Origin of the sequence: Pantoea sp. EKM21T, from assembly GCF_011800405.1 — a bacterium.
In the GTDB taxonomy this organism is placed as follows: domain Bacteria; phylum Pseudomonadota; class Gammaproteobacteria; order Enterobacterales; family Enterobacteriaceae; genus Pantoea; species Pantoea agglomerans.
In genome coordinates, this window is the sequence record NZ_JAALFV010000006.1 from 280,036 (window position 1) to 299,550 (window position 19,515).

Consider the following 19,515-nt stretch of genomic DNA (forward strand, 5'->3'; position numbering starts at 1 on the left):
AAAGATCCCAAAATATCCCTTCCAGTTTAGGTTAAGCCTCTGAGATGTGACAATCAGGCAACTCTGGTTGTATGCTTTGCCGCCTGATTAATCATCCTGCAGGCACAAGAACGCTATGAGCAAACCGCCGCTAATCTTTATCATCGTTCTGGCGATTATCGCCGTGCTGGCGACCCGTCAGTTCATTAAGCAACGCCGGGAAGTGGCGGTGAATGACGCTTCACCCGAGCGTTCTCTGCAGGTTGAGGTCAAAACCAAACGTGAATTTCCTGCACCCAATCGCCGTTCACGGCAGCGGGAAGTGATCGCCGGGGAAGAGATGCGCTACGAGGTGCTGTTTCACCCGCTGAACGGTGCCAGCGACATCAAAGTGCAGCTTAAAGAGGCGGAATATCATCAGCTGGACAAGGGCGCCAGAGGCGAGCTGAAGATGCAGGGCACGCGCTTTATCAGCTTCACACCCCGGCAGTAACCGGCGGGCATTGCGCCCGCCCGGGATTATTTCTTGCGTGGGAAGTTTTTCTTCTGCCAGGCGACCAGTTCGAACACCCCGAACAGAAACACTTTGGCCTGGGTGACGCGGTCAATCGGCGGCGCATCTTTGGTCTGCGTGGTGCGCAGTAACACCAGCTGCAGACCATGCATCAGGATCATGAAAATCAGCGCAACGTTGATAAAATAAGTCAGCGGTTTCGGGTAGGGATGAACCAGGTTAGCCAGCAGAAATCCCCACACGCATAGCATCAACAGACGCCCCAAATTAAGTAACATCCTGCGTCTCCTGTTGACGTTGATACAAACGATAAGCCACTTGTCCGGCTATTTTCTCGCGATAAAGATCCCACTCTGGCGGCACCGGCGGTGCGCCATTTTCCACTTCACTTTCGACGTAAATCAGCGCCTGATCGGCCAGCCAGTGATTCTGCTCCAGCAGCTGTAACGTCTGTTCCAGCAATCCCTGACGAAACGGCGGATCGATAAACACCACATCAAAGGGTTCACCTGGCTGTGCCAGCCAGTTTAACGCATTGGTCTGAATCACGGTGCCATTACTGGCGCGCAACGTCTGCAGATTTTTTGTCAGCTGCTGCGCCACCGGCCGTTCCAGCTCGAGCAGCGTCGCCGATCCCGCGTAACGCGACAGGGCTTCCAGTCCTAATGCGCCGCTACCGGCAAAGCAGTCGAGGCAGCGCGCCTCTGGCAGCACCGGGGCCAGCCAGTTAAACAGCGTCTCACGTACCCGATCGGTGGTCGGGCGCAGTCCGGCGCTGTCCGGCACCGGCAGTTTGCGTCCGCGCCACTGGCCGCCAATGATGCGAATCTGCCCGGCACCGCCTGTACTGCGGGGTTTTTTATTCATCTTGCTCACAACTCGTCATAATTTGTTGCGTAGTTTAACGGGCGAATCGGTGAGAAGAAACGTTAAAAAAGGGTGCTGTGGTGAGCTGGCTGGAAAGTGTTAGACTACTGAGTTGCTGAAGTCATGCATTATTCTGCGGTTTACGCCGGTCTGGCGCTGACCAACTTTCATTGATTTACCCCTGGAAACCACGCGCGACCGGGACAAAGCCATCGAGGAGTGTCGTCACACAATGGCAAAAGAGAAAAAACGTGGCTTTTTTTCCTGGCTGGGATTTGGCAAAGAGGAAGAGAAACAACCTGTAGCGGAGGAGCAGACACAAGAGGTCGCAGAACCCGCAGAGCAGCAGGCAGAACAGGACGCCCCGGCATTAAGCCAGGCTGAAGCGCAAGCGGAAGAGACTGTCGTTATCACCGAAACGGTGGCCGGGCAGCAGCGTGAGGCGGAAGTCACCGCGGCAGCGCCGCATGAGTCGGCACCCATGGTGCTGGATGAAGCTGCGCCGATTGAGGCCGATCCTGAAGCACTACTGGAAATCGCCGCACCTGAACATGACGCGACGCCGGTTATCGACGCCGACGACGTGGTAAAACCAGCCGTTGATGCGGAACCCGCGGATGCGCCGTTAAGCGAAGAAGAGCTGACCGCGCTGGCGCTGGGCGACGCCCCGATCGTTGAAACCCCGGACAGCGAAGCGGACGCGCCATTAAGCGAAGAAGAGCTGACCGCGCTGGCGCTGGATGACGCCGGGATCGTTGAAACCCCGCACAGCGAAGCCGAAGCGCCGTTAAGCGATGAAGCGCTGACGCCGGACGAGGCTGCGATCGTTGAAACCCCGGACAGTGAAGCGGAAGCACCGCTCACCGAAGAAGAGCTGACCGCACTGGCACTGGGCGAAGCCGAAGTCACCGACGCGGAACCGGCAGAGACATTATCCGATACCGTCAGCGATCTCCCGCTGGCCGCCGCGCCACTCATCGTGCAGGAGCAGGAGCGTCCCAGCAAAGAGGGCTTCTTTGCCCGCCTGAAGCGCAGCCTGGTGAAAACCCGTCAGAACCTCGGTTCCGGTTTTATCAGCCTGTTCCGTGGCAAAAAGATTGATGATGAGCTGTTTGACGAGCTGGAAGAGCAACTGCTGATTGCGGATGTGGGTGTGGATACCACTCGCCGCATCATCACGCATCTGACCCAGCAGGCAAACCGCAAGCAGCTGCGTGATGCGGAAGCGCTCTACGGTCTGCTGAAAGCGGAGATGGCCTCGATTCTGGCGAAAGTGGATGCGCCACTGGACGTCTCAGGCAAAACGCCGTTTGTGATCCTGATGGTTGGCGTCAATGGTGTAGGTAAAACCACCACCATCGGTAAACTGGCGCGCCAGTATCAGGCTGAAGGCAAATCTGTGATGTTAGCGGCTGGTGATACCTTCCGCGCCGCGGCTGTTGAACAGCTGCAGGTGTGGGGCCAGCGCAATAACATTCCGGTGATTGCTCAGCACACCGGTGCAGATTCCGCTTCGGTGATCTTCGATGCTATTCAGGCGGCGAAATCCCGTGGCGTTGACGTGCTGATTGCCGATACCGCGGGTCGTCTGCAGAACAAATCGCACCTGATGGAAGAGCTGAAAAAAATCACCCGCGTGATGAAAAAACTGGATGATTCAGCGCCACACGAAGTGATGCTGACGCTGGATGCCAGCACCGGACAGAATGCGGTCAGCCAGGCCCGACTGTTTAATGAAGCCGTTGGCGTGACCGGGATTGCGCTTACCAAGCTGGATGGCACCGCCAAAGGCGGCGTGATCTTCTCGGTGGCCGATCAGTTCGGTATTCCGATTCGCTACATTGGTGTCGGTGAAGGCATTGAAGATTTACGGCCGTTTAAGGCGGAAGATTTTATTGAGGCACTGTTTGCCCGAGAGGACTAATTAGGATGATTCGCTTTGAAGAGGTCAGTAAGGCATATCTCGGCGGACGTCAGGCGCTGCAGGGGGTAGATTTCCGTCTGCGTCCCGGCGAAATGGCGTTTCTGACCGGCCACTCCGGTGCCGGTAAAAGTACCTTGCTGAAGCTGATTTGTGGCATTGAGCGCCCGAGTGCCGGAAAAATCTGGTTCAGCGGCCATGACATTTCCCGCCTGCGTAACAGTGAGGTGCCTTTCCTGCGTCGTCAGATCGGCATGATTTTCCAGGATCACCACCTGCTGATGGATCGTTCGGTTTATGAAAATGTGGCGATCCCGCTGATTATCTCCGGTGCCAGCGGCGAAGACATTCGTCGTCGCGTTTCGGCGGCACTGGATAAAGTGGGTCTGCTCGACAAAGCGAAAAGTTATCCGATTCAGCTTTCTGGCGGTGAACAGCAGCGTGTGGGCATCGCCCGTGCGGTGGTGAACAAGCCCGCCGTGCTGCTGGCCGATGAACCGACCGGTAACCTTGACGACGCGCTGTCAGAAGATATTCTGCGCCTGTTCGAAGAGTTTAACCGCGTCGGCGTCACCGTCCTGATGGCGACGCATGACAGCGGTCTGATTGCCCGACGCAACTACCGGATGATGACGCTGAATCAGGGACGTCTGCACGGAGGCCACGATGGTCAATAAACGCATTAAACGTCCGGCTGCGCCGAAAGCGAAGCAGCAGTCGAAGAGCAAAGCGCTGAAAGGCGGCTGGCAGGAGCAGTGGCGCTATGCGCTGCGCGGCACGCTTTCTGATATGTGGCGTCAGCCGCTGGCCACCCTGCTGACGGTGATGGTCATCGCCATTTCACTGACGCTGCCCAGCGTCTGCTACATGGTGTGGAAAAACGTCAGCCAGGCGGCAACGCAGTGGTATCCGGCGCCGCAGTTAACCGTTTATCTCTCCAAAACGCTGGATGACACGGCGGCAGAAAACGTGGTGGCGCAGCTCAAGCAGGTCGAAGGCGTGGATAACGTCAACTACCTGACGCGGGAAGAGGCGCTGAACGAGTTCCGCAACTGGTCAGGCTTTGGCGGCGCAATGGATATGCTGGAGCAGAATCCGCTGCCTGCGGTGGCCATCATTACACCTAAGCTCAATTTCCAGAACTCAGACACCATGCAAAGCCTGCGCGATCGGGTGACCAAAGTGCAGGGCGTGGATGAAGTGCGGATGGATGATAGCTGGTTTGCGCGGCTGGCGGCGCTGACCGGGCTGGTGGGGCAGATCGCCTCAATGATTGGCGTGCTGATGATCGTGGCAGTGTTCCTGGTGATCGGTAACAGCGTCCGGCTTAGCATCTTTGCCCGACGCGACACCATTAACGTGCAGAAGCTGATTGGTGCCACTGACGGCTTTATCCTGCGTCCGTTCCTCTATGGCGGGGCGCTGCTGGGCTTCAGCGGGGCAGTGCTGTCGCTGCTGCTGTCGGAAGTGCTGGTGCTGCGTCTGCAGTCCGTTGTTGCCAGTGTAGCAACCGTATTTGGTACCACCTTCTCGCTGGAAGGCTTCTCGTGGGATGAGGCGCTGCTGCTGTTACTGATTGCGGCGATCATCGGCTGGGTGGCTGCGTGGCTGGCAACGGTACAACATTTACGTCGATTTACGCCGCAGTAAACGCCTGCAACATTTTTTTGTTATAATGGTCCTCTGCTACCGATGGTGGGTGCAGAGGATATTTCCCCTCTTCCTTTCCTGTCATCTGTGTGTAAAATATTCACCGCTATAATTGAACTTGTGGATAACTTTACCACTCTAAGTAGCACAGATTGCTTTCGGATTTCGCGCGACGTTGACGTAATGTATCGTCTGCGCAGGGAAATGTGCGGCAATTCCACTGAATTTGTGAGGGTTTGAATGACCAAAGAAATGCAAACTTTAGCTATTGCTCCTCTTGGCAACCTGGAGTCTTACGTCCGGGCTGCGAATACCTGGCCGATGCTCTCGGCAGAAGAGGAAAAAGCGTTGGCTGAACGGCTGCATTACCAGGGCGATCTGGATGCGGCAAAGACGCTGATCCTGTCTCACCTACGCTTTGTAGTTCATATCGCTCGTAATTACTCCGGCTACGGTCTGCCACAGGCTGACCTGGTCCAGGAAGGCAATATCGGCCTGATGAAAGCGGTACGTCGCTTCAACCCAGAAGTGGGCGTGCGTCTGGTTTCGTTTGCCGTGCACTGGATTAAAGCGGAGATTCACGAATACGTGCTGCGTAACTGGCGTATCGTGAAAGTCGCGACCACCAAAGCACAGCGTAAGCTGTTCTTTAACCTGCGTAAAACCAAGCAGCGTCTGGGCTGGTTCAATCAGGACGAAGTCGAGATGGTTGCGCGTGAGCTGGGCGTAAGCAGCAAAGATGTGCGTGAAATGGAATCGCGTATGGCCGCGCAGGATATGACCTTTGATATGTCTGCCGACGACGAGAGCAGCGAAGGCCGCTCTATGGCACCCGTGCTTTATCTTCAGGATAAAACCTCTGACTTTGCTGACGGCATTGAAGAGGATAACTGGGATGCGCACGCGGCTGACAAGCTGAGCTATGCGATGGAAGGTCTGGATGAGCGTAGTCAGCACATTATTCGCGCCCGCTGGCTGGACGAAGACAATAAAACCACGCTGCAGGAGCTGGCCGATCAGTACGGCGTGTCAGCCGAACGTGTCCGGCAGCTGGAAAAGAACGCCATGAAGAAACTGCGTATGGCGATCGAAGCGTAACGCACTTCGACATCTTAAGGGGCGACTTTATGTCGCCCTTTTTGTTTTTCTGCGCCTGACTATTCTACCGCCATTATCCAGCCGTCACTCTGCGCCCTGAAGCCACACGCCTGCATAAAGGCTGCCCGCACCTGCTGATCGTCACTGCCATCATCGGCAATCCACCAGTCCGCTATCGACCCATTCTGCCTGATCGTCTCCTCCAGTAAATATTGTCCCACCCCGCGTCGCCGGGTGACATCGCGCACCGACAGCCGGTGAATTTTGCCGTGGATCCCGGCGATTTCCAGCTGCAAACCCGCCAGTAGCCGGTCGTTAAAACGGGCAGCATAGAGACGATGGCGCTCATCCAGCTGCTGCTCCAGTTGTTCAATCTCCAGATCCGGCCAGACTTTGCCAAGATCGATGCGGTCCTGCGCGGTCAGCGTGGTTAAACGCTGGATAGTGAGCTTCATAACAAAAACCTCTGTAACAGGGGAAAGTGCAGCGAAAATGTACAACCAGAGTGCTACCACATTTTCATCAATAAAACAGGTCAAAAGATGGTCGGGATGCCAGGATGATAGTTGTAAACAGGGAGAGCGTGCGATCAATCCAGCATAACGCGCTGGCAAAGCGGTGAAAAACCGGCCGTTGCCTCCAGTGTATTATGCTGTTTCACTCAGTCAATTCTGAATATGTCAGTTGATTTACAGAAGAAACTTCCTGTTTAATAACCTGAAAAATAAAGCCTTATTAATAAAAAATGTCAGAAAAGTACGCTAACTCATTCATGCTTAATCAGTTTTCGACTTTATCTGACAGCACAAACACTCACAACATACACGACAAAACAAATGGGGTAGTCAGGATGAAAATGAAAGGTCGCGCATTACTGGCGGGATGTGTAGCACTGGCGATGAGCCATGCGGCGCTGGCTGAAGATATCAAAGTGGCGATTGTCGGCGCAATGTCTGGCCCGGTGGCGCAGTACGGCGACATGCAATTCGCCGGTGCGACTCAGGCGATTGAAGATATCAACGCCAAAGGCGGTGTTAACGGCAACAAACTGGTTGCGGTGAAATATGACGACGCCTGTGACCCGAAACAGGCGGTTGCGGTAGCGAACAAGGTGATTAACGACGGCATCCGCTACGTGATCGGCCATCTCTGCTCTTCATCCACCCAGCCCGCTTCTGACATCTATGAAGATGAAGGCGTGCTGATGATTACCCCGGCGGCGACCGCCCCTGACCTGACTTCCCGCGGCTATAAACTGATTATGCGCACCACCGGTCTCGACTCCGATCAGGGTCCGACCGCCGCGAAATATGTGATGAGCGAGCTTAAACCGCAGCGCATCGCCGTAGTGCATGACAAACAGCAGTATGGCGAAGGCCTGGCGCGCTCCGTACAGGAGAGCCTGAAAAAGCAGGGCGCTAATATCGTGATGTTTGAAGGTATCACCGCTGGCGATAAAGATTTCTCTACGCTGGTCGCGCGCTTCAAGAAAGAGAACGTCGATTTCGTCTATTTCGGCGGTTACTACCCGGAAATGGGCCAGATCGTGCGTCAGGCACGTGCTGCGGGCCTGAAAACCCAGTTTATGGGACCGGAAGGCGTGGGTAACGCCTCGCTGTCCAACATCGCCGGTGCCGCTTCTGAAGGCATGCTGGTGACCCTGCCAAAACGCTATGACCAGGTTGAAACCAACAAACCGATCGTGGAAGCGCTGAAAGCGAAGAAACTGGATCCGACCGGACCGTTCGTCTGGACCACCTATGCCGCACTGCAGTCGCTGGCAACCGGCATGGAGCGCAGCAAGAGCGCTGAGCCGGACGCTATCGTGAAAAACCTCAAGGAAGGTGCCGCGGTGCCAACCGTGATGGGCAACCTTAACTGGGATGAGAAGGGTGACCTTAAGGGCTTTGAATTCGGCGTCTTTAAATGGCATGCCGATGGCACCTCGACTGCTGTGAAGTAAACCAGGCTGTTTTGTGGTGAGCGGGAGACCGGTTAACCGGTTTCCCCTGACCAGCGACACGAACGCCTGGTGCTGGTCTGCCAGGCGTTTTTTGTACCCCGATCGCCTATGATCGGTTAAGTAAGGGTCAAGGTATGTCCGAGCAGTTTCTCTATTTTATTCAGCAGATGTTTAACGGTGTGACCCTGGGCAGCACCTACGCGCTGATCGCCATCGGTTACACCATGGTTTACGGCATTATCGGCATGATCAACTTCGCCCACGGCGAGGTCTACATGATCGGTAGCTATGTCTCCTTTATCGTGATTGCCGCCCTGATGATGATGGGCATCGACACCACCTGGCTGATGATTGCGGCCGGCTTTGTGATGGCGGTAATTATCTCCAGCGCCTACGGCTGGAGCATTGAGCGCGTCGCCTACCGGCCTGTGCGCTCGTCCAAGCGCCTGATTGCGCTGATCTCCGCCATCGGGATGTCGATATTCCTGCAAAACTACGTCAGCCTGACGCAGGGTTCACGCGACCTGGCGCTGCCGAGTCTGATTACCGGACAGTGGACGGTAGGCGAGAGCAACGGCTTTGCCGCCACGATTTCTACCATGCAGATAGTGATCTGGGTGGTGACGTTCCTGGCGATGCTGGCGCTGACCACCTTTATCCGCTATTCACGCATGGGCCGCGCCTGCCGCGCCTGCGCAGAAGACCTGAAAATGGCCAGCCTGCTGGGGATAAACACTGACCGCGTGATCTCGCTGACATTTGTCATCGGTGCCGCGATGGCCGCGGTGGCGGGCGTATTGCTGGGACAGTTCTACGGTTCAATCAACCCCTTCATCGGCTTTATGGCAGGTATGAAAGCATTCACCGCCGCCGTGCTGGGCGGGATTGGCAGTATTCCGGGCGCGATGATTGGCGGCCTGGTGCTGGGCATCGCCGAGGCGCTGACCTCGGCCTATCTCAGCACAGAATATAAAGATGTGGTCTCGTTTGCTCTGCTGATTGTGGTGCTGCTGGTGATGCCGACCGGGATTCTGGGTCGCCCGGAGGTCGAAAAAGTATGAAGACTTCCTTGATCAATGCCCTGATCTCCTCGGTGATGCTGCTGGTGCTCGCCACCTTCTTTATGGGGCTGCGCCTGAATCTGGACGGCACTAATCTGGTGGTGCAGAACGCCGGTAGCGTGCGCTGGAACTGGATCGCCACAGGCTGTGCGGTGGTGTTTCTGTTTCAGCTGCTGCGTCCGGTATGGCAAAGCGGCCTGAAGAAAATTTCCGGTCCGGCGCTGGTGTTACCGGGTCTGGATGGCTCGACGCCGAAGCAGAAGCTGGTGATGGCGGTGCTGATTATCGCCGCCGTTGCCTGGCCATTCCTGGTGTCACGCGGCACCGTCGATATCGCCACCATGACGCTGATCTACGTGATGCTCGGTCTGGGCTTAAACGTGGTGGTCGGCCTCTCTGGCCTGCTGGTGCTGGGTTATGGCGGCTTTTACGCTATCGGTGCCTACACCTTTGCGCTGCTGAACCACTATTACGGTCTCGGCTTCTGGCAGTGCCTGCCGCTCTCCGGCATAGTTGCCGCGCTGTTTGGTCTGCTGCTGGGCTTCCCGGTGCTGCGACTGCGCGGCGACTATCTGGCGATAGTGACGCTGGGCTTCGGTGAGATCGTGCGTATTCTGCTGCTGAACAATACCGCCCTGACCGGCGGGCCGAACGGCATCAGCCAGATCCCGAAACCGACGCTGTTTGGTCTGGAGTTTGGTCGTACGCCGCGGGAAGGCGGCTGGGATACCTTCCATAACTTCTTTGGGCTGAAGTACGATCCCAGCGACCGCATTATCTTCCTCTACCTGGTGGCGCTGTTGCTGGTGGTGCTGACGCTGTTTGTGATCAACCGGCTGCTGCGGATGCCGCTGGGCCGAGCCTGGGAAGCCCTGCGTGAGGATGAGATTGCCTGCCGTTCACTGGGCCTCAGCCCGACCCGCATCAAGCTGACCGCCTTTACCATCAGTGCCGCGTTTGCCGGTTTTGCCGGCAGCCTGTTCGCGGCGCGTCAGGGCTTTGTCAGCCCGGAATCCTTTACCTTTGTCGAATCCGCCTTTGTGCTGGCGATTGTCGTCCTGGGCGGGATGGGGTCGCAGTTTGCGGTGATTCTGGCCGCCATCCTTCTGGTGGTGTCACGCGAGCTGATGCGCGATCTCAATGAGTACAGCATGCTGGTGCTGGGTGGCCTGATGGTGCTGATGATGATCTGGCGTCCGCAGGGCCTGTTGCCGATGAAGCGTCCGCATCTGAAGCTCAGAACCGGTAAACAAGGAGAGCAGGCATGATTCAGCCTTTATTAGCCGTTGAAGGCCTGATGATGCGCTTCGGCGGTCTGTTAGCCGTGAACAATGTGGCGCTGGAGCTGCGTCCGCAGGAGATCGTTTCGCTGATTGGCCCCAACGGTGCCGGTAAAACCACCGTGTTTAACTGCCTGACCGGCTTTTACAAGCCAACCGGCGGGACGATCACATTGCGTGAGCAGCATCTGGAAGGGTTGCCGGGCCAGAAGATTGCGCGGATGGGCATCGTGCGGACGTTCCAGCACGTGCGTCTGTTCCGTGAGATGACGGTCATTGAGAACCTGCTGGTGGCGCAGCATCAGCATCTGAAAAGCGGCGTATTTTCCGGTCTGCTGAAAACCCCGGCGTTTCGCCGCAGTGAGAGTGAGGCGCTGGATCGTGCGGCGACCTGGCTGGAGCGGGTGGGGCTGCTGGATCTGGCTAACCGTCAGGCGGGCAATCTGGCCTATGGTCAGCAGCGTCGGCTGGAGATTGCGCGCTGTATGGTGACGCGCCCGGAAATCCTGATGCTGGATGAACCGGCGGCGGGCCTTAATCCCAAAGAGACGCACGAGCTGGACGCGCTGATTGCGGAGCTGCGTGGTGAACACAAGGTGTCGGTGCTGCTGATTGAACATGATATGAAGCTGGTGATGGGGATTTCTGACCGTATTTATGTGGTCAATCAGGGAACGCCGCTGGCTAACGGAACGCCGGAAGAGATTCGTAATAACCCGGATGTCATTCGTGCCTATTTAGGAGAGGCCTGAGATGGCAAATGCGATGTTAACCATTGAGAACGTCAGCGCCCACTACGGCAAAATTCAGGCGCTGCACAACGTCAGTCTCTATATCAATCAGGGCGAAATCGTCACCCTGATTGGCGCTAACGGTGCAGGAAAAACCACGCTGCTGGGTACGCTATGCGGCGAGCCGCGCGCGACGCAGGGCACCATTACCTTTGATGGCAAAACCATTACCGACTGGCAAACCTCACGCATTATGCGTGAAGCGATCGCCATCGTGCCGGAAGGCCGACGGGTCTTTTCGCGCATGACGGTAGAAGAGAACCTGGCGATGGGGGGCTTTTTTGCCAGCCGTCCGGACTATCTGACGCGGATCAAGCGCGTTTATGAACTCTTCCCGCGTCTGGAGGAGCGTAAAATCCAGCGCGCCGGGACGATGTCGGGCGGTGAACAGCAGATGCTGGCGATTGGTCGTGCGCTGATGAGCCAGCCGCGCCTGCTGTTGCTGGACGAACCGTCGCTGGGACTGGCACCGATCATTATTCAGCAGATCTTCGACACCATTGAGCAGCTGCGCAGCGAGGGGATGACGATTTTCCTGGTGGAGCAGAATGCGAATCAGGCGCTGAAGCTGGCGGATCGGGGCTATGTGCTGGAGAACGGGCATGTGGTGCTTGATGACACAGGTTCAGCACTCCTTTCCAACGAAGCCGTCCGCAGTGCTTACTTAGGTGCCTGATGGGGCACGGCCTGGCTTACTTGCCATTTCGACACCGGGCAGTGCTCGTAATCCTCACGTATATATATACGTGAGGATTACTGCGCGCTTTGGTACACAGGCCTGGCTTACTGGTCAGGTTGCGGTTGGGCAGTGCTCGCCATCCTCACGTACTACGTGTACGCTCCGGTGGCTGCGCGCTGTCCGCCCGCAACCTGCCTGCGCCGCCGACGGCCTTCAAAATGGGTGTGTGATGCGGCGCAGACGGCCTTGAGTGTCGGTGTTAGAGGGGCCGCCATCGCCTTTTGCATTTGGTGAAGTAGAATCCGCTGCGGGCTTTTTTACTGCCCAGCCGCTCTGCAAATTATGTAACCAAAACCTGGCAGCAGTGACGCGTTACCGCTGCGCTGCCAGCCTCCTCTTTTGCGCATACCGGTCTGTCACCCGGCTGTCATCCTTCTGTTATTAATCCTTCATTTCCCCGTGTCATGTTACTTCGCGAAACAGAAATCCGTGATTTCACGCGTATTTACCTGCACAGGAAAATTCTATGTCCGTCGTTACCTTTCGTCGTAGCCTGATGAGCGTGCTGCTCGGTCTGACGCTCAGCAGCCATGCCATGGCCGCCACTGAAATCCCTTTCTGGCACTCTATGGAAGGCGAGCTAGGCAAAGAAGTGGATTCGCTGGCACAGCGTTTTAACCAGACGCATCCCGATTACAAAATTGTTCCGACCTACAAAGGTAACTACGAGCAGAGCCTGGCAGCAGGGATTGCGGCAGTGCGCAGCGGCAAAGCCCCTGCGGTGCTGCAGGTTTATGAAGTCGGTACGGCGACCATGATGGCCTCGCAGGCGATTGTGCCGGTGCATCAGGTCTTCAAAGACGCCGGTATCCCCTTTGATGAAAAGCAGTTCGTGCCAACGGTGGCGGGCTACTACAGCGACAGCAAAGGTCAGCTGATCTCTCAGCCGTTCAACAGCTCGACGCCAGTGCTCTACTACAACAAAGACGCCTTTAAAAAAGCGGGTCTGAACCCGGATCAGCCGCCGAAAACCTGGCAGGAGCTGGCGACGGATGCCGCTGCACTGCGCAAATCGGGCATGAGCTGTGGCTACGCCAGCGGCTGGCAGGGCTGGATCCAGATTGAAAACTTCAGCGCCTGGCACGCTCTGCCGGTAGCGACCAAAAACAACGGATTTGACGGACTTGATGCGGTGCTGGAGTTCAACAAGCCGGTACTGGTTCGTCATATCGAGCTGCTGGAAGCGATGAACAAGAAAGGGGACTTCACCTACTTTGGCCGCAAAGATGAGTCCACCGCCAAGTTCTACAACGGCGACTGCGGTATCACCACTGCCTCATCGGGTTCGCTGGCTGATATCCGTCATTACGCCAAATTCAACTTCGGTGTTGGCATGATGCCGTATGACGAGACCGTGCCGAATGCGCCGCAGAACGCCCTGATCGGCGGTGCCAGCCTGTGGGTGATGAAAGGCAAAGATGCGACAACCTACAAAGGCGTGGCTGAGTTTATGCAGTTCCTCGCTAAACCGGAAATCGCCGCGGAATGGCACCAGAAAACCGGCTATCTGCCGATTACCACCGCCGCCTACGAGCTGACTAAACAGCAGGGCTTCTACGATAAGAATCCGGGCGCGGATATCGCTACCCGTCAGATGATGAACAAGCCGCCACTGCCGTTCACTAAAGGCATGCGTCTGGGCAACATGCCGCAGATTCGTACCGTGATCGACGAAGAGCTGGAAAGCGTCTGGACCGGCAAGCAGTCGCCGCAGAACGCGATGGATAACGCAGTGAAACGCGGTAACGAGTTGCTGCGCCGCTTCCAGCAACAGGTGAAGTAATCTCTCCTTGCGGGCCAGCTCAGGCTGGCCCCTCTCTCTGACGCCAGGTGCACCATGTCTTCATCTCGTCCGGTCTTTCGCACCAGTCTGTTGCCCTATCTTCTGGTGCTGCCGCAACTGCTGATTACCGCCATCTTCTTTCTCTGGCCTGCCGGTGAAGCGCTGTGGTACTCGCTGCAAAGCCTCGATCCCTTTGGCATCTCCAGCAGCTTTGTCGGGCTGGAAAACTTCAGACGCCTGTTTGCCGATCCTTACTATCTGGATTCGTTCTGGACCACCATAAAATTCAGCGGCATGGTCACGGTGTTCGGCATGGTCTTTTCGCTGCTGCTGGCGGCGCTGGTGGATTATGTGGTGCGGCTGCGCCGTCTCTATCAGACGCTGTTGCTGCTGCCCTACGCCGTTGCGCCTGTCGTGGCCGCGGTACTGTGGATGTTCCTGTTTAATCCGGGCCTGGGCCTGTTCAGCTATCTGCTGAACCACATCGGCTACAACTGGAACTATGCGCAAAACAGCGGTCAGGCGATGTTCCTGATTGTGCTGGCATCAATCTGGCAGCAGATGAGCTACAACTTCCTGTTCTTCTTCGCTGCGCTGCAATCGATCCCCAAATCGCTGGTGGAAGCCGCCGCCATTGACGGTGCCGGACCGGTGCGTCGCTTCTTCAACCTCTCGCTGCCACTAATTACGCCGGTCAGCTTCTTCCTGCTGGTGGTGAATCTGATCTACGCCTTCTTCGATACCTTCCCGGTGATCGATGCCGCCACCGGCGGCGGGCCGGTGCAGGCGACCACCACGCTGATCTACAAAATCTATCGCGAAGGCTTTACCGGTCTGGATCTCTCCTCGTCCGCTGCGCAGTCGGTGGTGCTGATGCTGCTGGTCATCGGGCTGACGGTGCTCCAGTTCCGCTTTGTTGAACGTAAGGTGCAATACCAATGATTGAGAATCGACGCGGGCTGGATCTCTTCAGCCACATCGTGCTGGTGCTGGGCGTGCTCACCATCCTGTTTCCGCTCTATGTTGCCTTTGTGGCGGCGACGCTGGATAACGAAGCGGTCTATCAGGTGCCGATGACGCTGGTGCCCGGCACGCACCTGTGGGAGAACATCTCGCGCATCTGGACGCATGGCGTCAACGGCAACGGGCCGGCGTTTGGCCTGATGCTGCTCAACAGCATGATCATGGCGCTGGGCATCACTTTCGGCAAAATCACGGTGTCGATGCTGTCGGCGTTTGCGCTGGTCTGGTTCCGTTTTCCGCTGCGTACGCTCTTTTTCTGGCTGATCTTCATCACCCTGATGCTGCCGGTTGAGGTGCGTATTTTCCCGACAGTGCAGGTGATCGCCGATCTCAACCTGCTCGACAGCTACAGCGGATTAACCCTGCCGCTGATGGCTTCGGCCACCGCCACCTTCCTGTTCCGTCAGTTCTTTATGTCGCTGCCGGATGAGCTGGTGGAGGCGGCACGCATCGACGGTGCCAGCGCGATGCGCTTCTTTATCGACATTGTTCTGCCGCTGTCGAAAACCAATCTGGCGGCGCTGTTTGTGATCACCTTTATCTACGGCTGGAACCAGTACCTCTGGCCGCTGCTGATCATCAATGACGCCAGCCTCGGCACGGCGGTGGCGGGGATTAAAAGCATGATCTCCTCCAGCGGATCGCCGACCCAGTGGAATGAAGTGATGGCGGCAATGTTATTAACCCTGATCCCACCATTGGTGGTGGTGTTAGTCATGCAGCGTGCCTTTGTGCGCGGTCTGGTTGAGAGTGAGAAATAAGATGGCAGGCGTAACCCTTCAGGCAGTAACCAAATCCTACGATGGCAAAAATCAGATCATTCAGCCGCTGAATGTCACCATCAATGACGGCGAATTTATGGTGATGGTCGGACCATCCGGCTGCGGTAAATCGACCCTGCTGCGCATGGTGGCCGGACTGGAGCGCGTCAGCTCCGGCGATATCTATATCGACGACCGGCGCGTTACTCAGGAAGAGCCAAAAGATCGCGGGATTGCAATGGTGTTCCAGAACTACGCGCTCTATCCCCATATGTCGGTGGAGGAGAACATGGCCTATGGCCTGAAAATCCGTGGCATGGGCAAAGAGCAGGTCCGCCAGCGGGTGCTCGACGCGGCGCGCAGCCTGGAGCTGGATCACCTGCTGATGCGTCGGCCTCGCGAACTCTCCGGCGGACAGCGGCAGCGCGTGGCGATGGGCCGCGCGATCGTGCGTGAACCGGCAGTTTTTCTGTTTGATGAGCCGCTCTCCAACCTTGATGCCCGTCTGCGGGTGCAGATGCGGCTGGAACTGCAACAGCTGCATCGCCGCTTACAGACCACCAGCCTCTATGTCACCCACGATCAGGTGGAGGCGATGACGCTGGCGCAGCGGGTGATGGTGATGAACAAAGGGGTGGTCGAGCAGCTCGGCACGCCGGTCGAGGTGTATGAGCGTCCCGCCAGCCAGTTCGTTGCCTCGTTTATTGGCGCGCCCGCCATGAATCTGCTGAAAGGGCAGTTCAGCAGCGATGGATCACGCTTTGACCTCGACGCCTCGCACGCTCTGCCGCTCAGCGACAGTAAAGCGAAATGGGCTAACCGGCCGGTGGTGCTGGGTATCCGGCCAGAGCACATCCGGCTCAGTAGCCGCGAGCAGGGCGGCGTGCCGCTGCGGGTCGATACGCTGGAGATGCTGGGGGCTGATAATCTGGCACATGGCCGCATCGGTGACACGCCACTGGTGGTACGCTTAGCCCACAGTGAACGTCCGCAGCCAGGCAGTACGCTGTGGCTGCATCTGCCGTCAGATGCGTTACACTTCTTCGATTCAACCCATGGAAAGCGTCTGGAATGAGCACACAACACTGGCCCTATCCCCGCATCGTCGCCCATCGCGGCGGCGGTAAACTGGCACCGGAAAATACGCTGGCGGCGATCGACACCGGCGCGAAATATGGTCATCAGATGATTGAATTTGATGCCAAATTATCGGCCGATGCGCAGATCTTCCTGCTGCATGACGACACGCTCGATCGCACCAGCAATGGCTGGGGCGTGGCGGGTCAGCTGCCATGGGAGAAGCTGTCGCAGCTTGATGCGGGCAGCTGGTTTGGCAACGCGTTTACCGGTGAAAAGCTGGCGCGGCTGGATCAGGTGGCGGCACGCTGCCGTCAGCATCAGATGATGGCGAACATCGAAATCAAACCGACCACCGGCAGCGACGCTGAAACCGGACGCGCCGTGGCGCAGGCTGCCGCGATACTGTGGCAGGATCAGGTCGCACCATTGCTCTCTTCGTTCTCTTTTGAGGCGCTGGAAGCCGCGATGAGGGCAGAGCCGCAGTTGCCGCGTGGCCTGCTGTCGCACAGCTGGGATCCGCAGTGGCAGGAGAAAACTGCTGCGCTGGCGTGCATCTCAATTCACCTTAATCATAAGGTGCTGACCGCTGAGCGGGTCGCCGAACTGAAAGCCGCAGGCCTGAAGATTCTGGTTTATACCGTGAACAGCCCGGATCGGGCGCGGGAATTGCTGAAATGGGGCGTCGATGCCATCTGTACTGATGCCATCGACATCATCGGCCCCGATTTTCATTAGTTCTGGTTTAGATTCTGATTCTGCTGGCCCGGCTGCGTGGTAATCACTCGCTGCTGGGCGCTGTTCCGCTGTTCCTGCATTTTACGCTGCGTGTCCTGCGTCTGACGCTGCTGATCCTGGCGCAGCTTCAGCTGTTGCTGCTGCTGCTGGGTCTGCATCTGCGACTGCATCCGCTGCTGGCTGGGGTTATAGCCAGGTTTATTCGGATCGTTAGTGCTGTTCAGCGTGTTCGCCTGACTGGCGAAAGGCAGCAGAGCGGCCAGAATAATCATCCACTTTTTCATCACTCCTCCTTCCTTAAAGCGACAGGGTTTTGGGTGCACAACGGCGTACACCGATATCAGGGTCGTAGCCATAAGTTTACCCGATATCACAGACCTTACTTTCCGATCTATTCCTGATTTGACTTAACCCCGGTTATTTTGCTGTATTTGTAGGCACTTGCAGAAATGATAAAAAAATGTAAATAACAATATGGGATGGTGGCAGGATGAAAATGCAGCAAACAGTGCGTCAGCTTAGCTGGTCGCTGGTGATGAGTTTCACCGTAGTGGCAGGCGCTAACGCCGCGCCAACGCAGGCTCCGCCGGTTTCCTACGGTGTGGACAGTGACACTTTTCACCCGGTAAAAGCGCAGCACGGCATGGTAGCGTCAGTGGATGCGATGGCGACGCAGGTTGGCGTCGAGATCCTGCGTCAGGGCGGCAATGCGGTGGATGCCGCGGTGGCGGTGGGCTTTGCGCTGGCCGTGACGCATCCGCAGGCGGGCAACCTCGGCGGCGGCGGTTTTATGCTGCTGCGCACTGCCTCTGGCCGCGCCACGGCTATCGATTTCCGTGAGATGGCCCCGGGACACGCGTCGCGCGACATGTTCCTGGATAAGCAGGGCAACGCCGACAGCAAGCTGTCGCTGACATCACATCTTGCCTCCGGCACGCCGGGCACCGTAGCCGGACTGGCGCTGGCTGCGCAGAAATATGGCACTCTGCCGCTGAGCACGCTGCTGGCACCGGCAATCAAACTGGCGCGTGACGGTATTCCGGTCAACGATGCGCTGGCGGATGACCTGAAGACCTACGGCAAAGAAGTGCTGATCACCCATCCCAACAGCAAAGCGATTTTCTACAAACCGGACGGTACGCCGTGGCAGAAGGGCGATCGGCTGGTGCAGAAAAACCTCGCGCACAGCCTGCAACTGATTGCCCGTCAGGGGCCGGATGCTTTTTACAAAGGTGAAATCGCGGATGAGATCGCCGGAGAGATGGCGCAGCATGGCGGGCTGATCAACAAAGCTGACCTGGCGGCCTATCGTGCGGTCGAGCGTAAGCCAATTAGCGGGACATACCGTGGCTATGAAGTCTTCTCAATGCCGCCGCCGTCATCCGGTGGCATCCACATCGTGCAGATTCTGAATATCCTGGAGAACTTCGATCTGGCGAAGATGGGCTTTGGCAGTGCTGATGCCATGCAGGTGATGGCAGAAGCGGAGAAATATGCCTACGCGGACCGTTCGGAATATCTCGGCGATCCCGATTTCGTGAAGGTGCCGTGGCAGGCGCTGACCAGTAAAGCCTATGCCAAGACCCTGGCGCAGCAGATCGATGTGGCGAAGGCGCGGCCTTCCAGCGAGATCAAACCGGGCAAGCTCGAACCTTACGAAAGTAATCAGACCACCCATTTCTCGGTGGTGGATAAGCAGGGGAATGCGGTCGCGGTGACTTATACGCTTAACACCTATTTCGGCAGCGGAATTGTGGCGGGCAACAGCGGCATCCTGATGAATAACGAGATGGATGACTTCTCAGCCAAGCCCGGCACGCCCAATGTCTATGGACTGGTCGGCGGGGAAGCGAATGCGGTGCAACCTGCGAAACGTCCGTTGTCATCGATGTCGCCGACCATCGTCGCCAAAGGAGGAAAAACCTGGCTGGTGACGGGTAGTCCTGGCGGCAGCCGCATTATCACCACGGTGTTGCAGATGGTGGTTAACAGCATCGATTTCGGGATGAACGTGGCGGAAGCCACTAATGCGCCGCGCTTCCATCATCAGTGGCTGCCGGATCAGCTGCGGGTGGAGAAGGGCTTCAGCCCCGATACGCTGCGTCTGCTGGAAACCAAAGGTCAGCATGTGAAGGTACTTCCGTCGATGGGCAGTACGCAGAGCATCATGATCGGGCCGGATGGCATGCTCTATGGCGCTTCCGATCCGCGCAGCATCGATGATTTGAGTGCGGGTTATTGAGATTTAAAACTGCTGACAAACTCAAACC

The 19,515-nt window shown here is 57.1% G+C and carries 20 protein-coding genes; 16 read left to right on the forward strand and 4 right to left on the reverse strand.

Features of this window, described 5'->3' with window-relative positions; translation table 11 throughout:
* Positions 1 to 115 precede the first annotated feature (115 nt).
* Positions 116 to 472, forward strand: coding sequence for a DUF2500 domain-containing protein (locus tag HFD87_RS14380; RefSeq protein ID WP_033759060.1), 357 nt, complete (start codon positions 116 to 118; stop codon positions 470 to 472).
* Between the two features lie 26 nt (positions 473 to 498).
* Here HFD87_RS14380 and HFD87_RS14385 read toward each other — a convergent pair whose 3' ends face one another.
* Together HFD87_RS14385 and rsmD are read right to left on the reverse strand one after the other, a co-directional pair.
* Complete coding sequence (locus tag HFD87_RS14385; protein ID WP_003852192.1) at positions 499 to 771, reverse strand: DUF1145 family protein; 273 nt, start codon at positions 769 to 771, stop codon at positions 499 to 501.
* Complete coding sequence (gene rsmD, locus HFD87_RS14390; RefSeq protein WP_124890383.1) at positions 761 to 1,360, reverse strand: 16S rRNA (guanine(966)-N(2))-methyltransferase; 600 nt, start codon at positions 1,358 to 1,360, stop codon at positions 761 to 763. The genes HFD87_RS14385 and rsmD overlap by 11 nt, the downstream gene beginning before the upstream one ends.
* A 232-nt stretch (positions 1,361 to 1,592) precedes the next feature.
* Between rsmD and ftsY the strand changes: the two genes are divergently transcribed.
* From ftsY to rpoH, 4 genes are all read left to right on the forward strand, one after another.
* A complete protein-coding gene (gene ftsY / locus HFD87_RS14395) occupies positions 1,593 to 3,284 on the forward strand; it encodes a signal recognition particle-docking protein FtsY (protein ID WP_124890382.1) in 1,692 nt (563 codons plus the stop codon).
* Between the two features lie 5 nt (positions 3,285 to 3,289).
* Positions 3,290 to 3,958, forward strand: a complete 669-nt coding sequence (gene ftsE / locus HFD87_RS14400) for a cell division ATP-binding protein FtsE (RefSeq protein WP_010253318.1) — start codon at positions 3,290 to 3,292, stop codon at positions 3,956 to 3,958.
* Positions 3,948 to 4,931: a permease-like cell division protein FtsX gene (gene ftsX / locus HFD87_RS14405; RefSeq protein WP_010253316.1), complete on the forward strand. Its 984-nt coding sequence runs from the start codon at positions 3,948 to 3,950 to the stop codon at positions 4,929 to 4,931. Before ftsE ends, ftsX begins: the two co-directional genes overlap by 11 nt.
* A 240-nt stretch (positions 4,932 to 5,171) precedes the next feature.
* Positions 5,172 to 6,029: an RNA polymerase sigma factor RpoH gene (gene rpoH, locus HFD87_RS14410; RefSeq protein ID WP_010253314.1), complete on the forward strand. Its 858-nt coding sequence runs from the start codon at positions 5,172 to 5,174 to the stop codon at positions 6,027 to 6,029.
* Positions 6,030 to 6,088: 59 nt separating this feature from the next.
* On the opposite strand, the gene panM is transcribed toward rpoH, so the two are convergent.
* Positions 6,089 to 6,484: an aspartate 1-decarboxylase autocleavage activator PanM gene (panM, locus tag HFD87_RS14415; RefSeq protein ID WP_033759053.1), complete on the reverse strand. Its 396-nt coding sequence runs from the start codon at positions 6,482 to 6,484 to the stop codon at positions 6,089 to 6,091.
* Between the two features lie 395 nt (positions 6,485 to 6,879).
* Here panM and HFD87_RS14420 point away from each other — a divergent pair, with 395 nt between their 5' ends.
* From HFD87_RS14420 to ugpQ, 10 genes are all read left to right on the forward strand, one after another.
* A complete protein-coding gene (locus HFD87_RS14420) occupies positions 6,880 to 7,992 on the forward strand; it encodes a branched-chain amino acid ABC transporter substrate-binding protein (RefSeq protein ID WP_010253311.1) in 1,113 nt (370 codons plus the stop codon).
* A gap of 134 nt (positions 7,993 to 8,126) precedes the next feature.
* The gene (gene livH, locus HFD87_RS14425) at positions 8,127 to 9,053 is read left to right on the forward strand and encodes a high-affinity branched-chain amino acid ABC transporter permease LivH (protein ID WP_009087789.1); all 927 of its coding nucleotides are present in this window, start codon (positions 8,127 to 8,129) and stop codon (positions 9,051 to 9,053) included.
* Complete coding sequence (locus HFD87_RS14430) at positions 9,050 to 10,321, forward strand: high-affinity branched-chain amino acid ABC transporter permease LivM (RefSeq protein WP_010671528.1); 1,272 nt, start codon at positions 9,050 to 9,052, stop codon at positions 10,319 to 10,321. Before livH ends, HFD87_RS14430 begins: the two co-directional genes overlap by 4 nt.
* Complete coding sequence (gene livG, locus HFD87_RS14435; protein ID WP_010253302.1) at positions 10,318 to 11,085, forward strand: high-affinity branched-chain amino acid ABC transporter ATP-binding protein LivG; 768 nt, start codon at positions 10,318 to 10,320, stop codon at positions 11,083 to 11,085. The genes HFD87_RS14430 and livG overlap by 4 nt, the downstream gene beginning before the upstream one ends.
* A 1-nt stretch (position 11,086) precedes the next feature.
* Complete coding sequence (gene livF, locus HFD87_RS14440) at positions 11,087 to 11,800, forward strand: high-affinity branched-chain amino acid ABC transporter ATP-binding protein LivF (RefSeq protein ID WP_167423585.1); 714 nt, start codon at positions 11,087 to 11,089, stop codon at positions 11,798 to 11,800.
* A gap of 529 nt (positions 11,801 to 12,329) precedes the next feature.
* On the forward strand, positions 12,330 to 13,646 hold the full coding sequence (gene ugpB / locus HFD87_RS14445; RefSeq protein ID WP_010253297.1) for a sn-glycerol-3-phosphate ABC transporter substrate-binding protein UgpB: 1,317 nt from the start codon (positions 12,330 to 12,332) through the stop codon (positions 13,644 to 13,646).
* Between the two features lie 54 nt (positions 13,647 to 13,700).
* Positions 13,701 to 14,588 (forward strand): sn-glycerol-3-phosphate ABC transporter permease UgpA, encoded by an 888-nt coding sequence (ugpA, locus tag HFD87_RS14450; RefSeq protein ID WP_010253295.1) that lies wholly within the window; start codon positions 13,701 to 13,703, stop codon positions 14,586 to 14,588.
* On the forward strand, positions 14,585 to 15,430 hold the full coding sequence (gene ugpE / locus HFD87_RS14455) for a sn-glycerol-3-phosphate ABC transporter permease UgpE (protein ID WP_010671530.1): 846 nt from the start codon (positions 14,585 to 14,587) through the stop codon (positions 15,428 to 15,430). The genes ugpA and ugpE overlap by 4 nt, the downstream gene beginning before the upstream one ends.
* 1 nt (position 15,431) lies before the next feature.
* Positions 15,432 to 16,505 carry a sn-glycerol-3-phosphate import ATP-binding protein UgpC gene (locus tag HFD87_RS14460; protein ID WP_010253289.1) on the forward strand — a complete coding sequence of 358 codons (1,074 nt, stop codon included), beginning with the start codon at positions 15,432 to 15,434 and terminating at the stop codon, positions 16,503 to 16,505.
* Positions 16,502 to 17,245 carry a glycerophosphodiester phosphodiesterase gene (gene ugpQ / locus HFD87_RS14465; RefSeq protein ID WP_167423586.1) on the forward strand — a complete coding sequence of 248 codons (744 nt, stop codon included), beginning with the start codon at positions 16,502 to 16,504 and terminating at the stop codon, positions 17,243 to 17,245. The genes HFD87_RS14460 and ugpQ overlap by 4 nt, the downstream gene beginning before the upstream one ends.
* Here ugpQ and HFD87_RS14470 read toward each other — a convergent pair.
* Positions 17,242 to 17,529 (reverse strand): DUF2756 domain-containing protein, encoded by a 288-nt coding sequence (locus HFD87_RS14470; RefSeq protein ID WP_022624015.1) that lies wholly within the window; start codon positions 17,527 to 17,529, stop codon positions 17,242 to 17,244. The genes ugpQ and HFD87_RS14470 overlap by 4 nt on opposite strands.
* A 206-nt stretch (positions 17,530 to 17,735) precedes the next feature.
* Between HFD87_RS14470 and ggt the strand changes: the two genes are divergently transcribed.
* Complete coding sequence (gene ggt, locus HFD87_RS14475) at positions 17,736 to 19,487, forward strand: gamma-glutamyltransferase (protein WP_031292113.1); 1,752 nt, start codon at positions 17,736 to 17,738, stop codon at positions 19,485 to 19,487.
* The last annotated feature ends 28 nt before the right edge of the window (positions 19,488 to 19,515 follow it).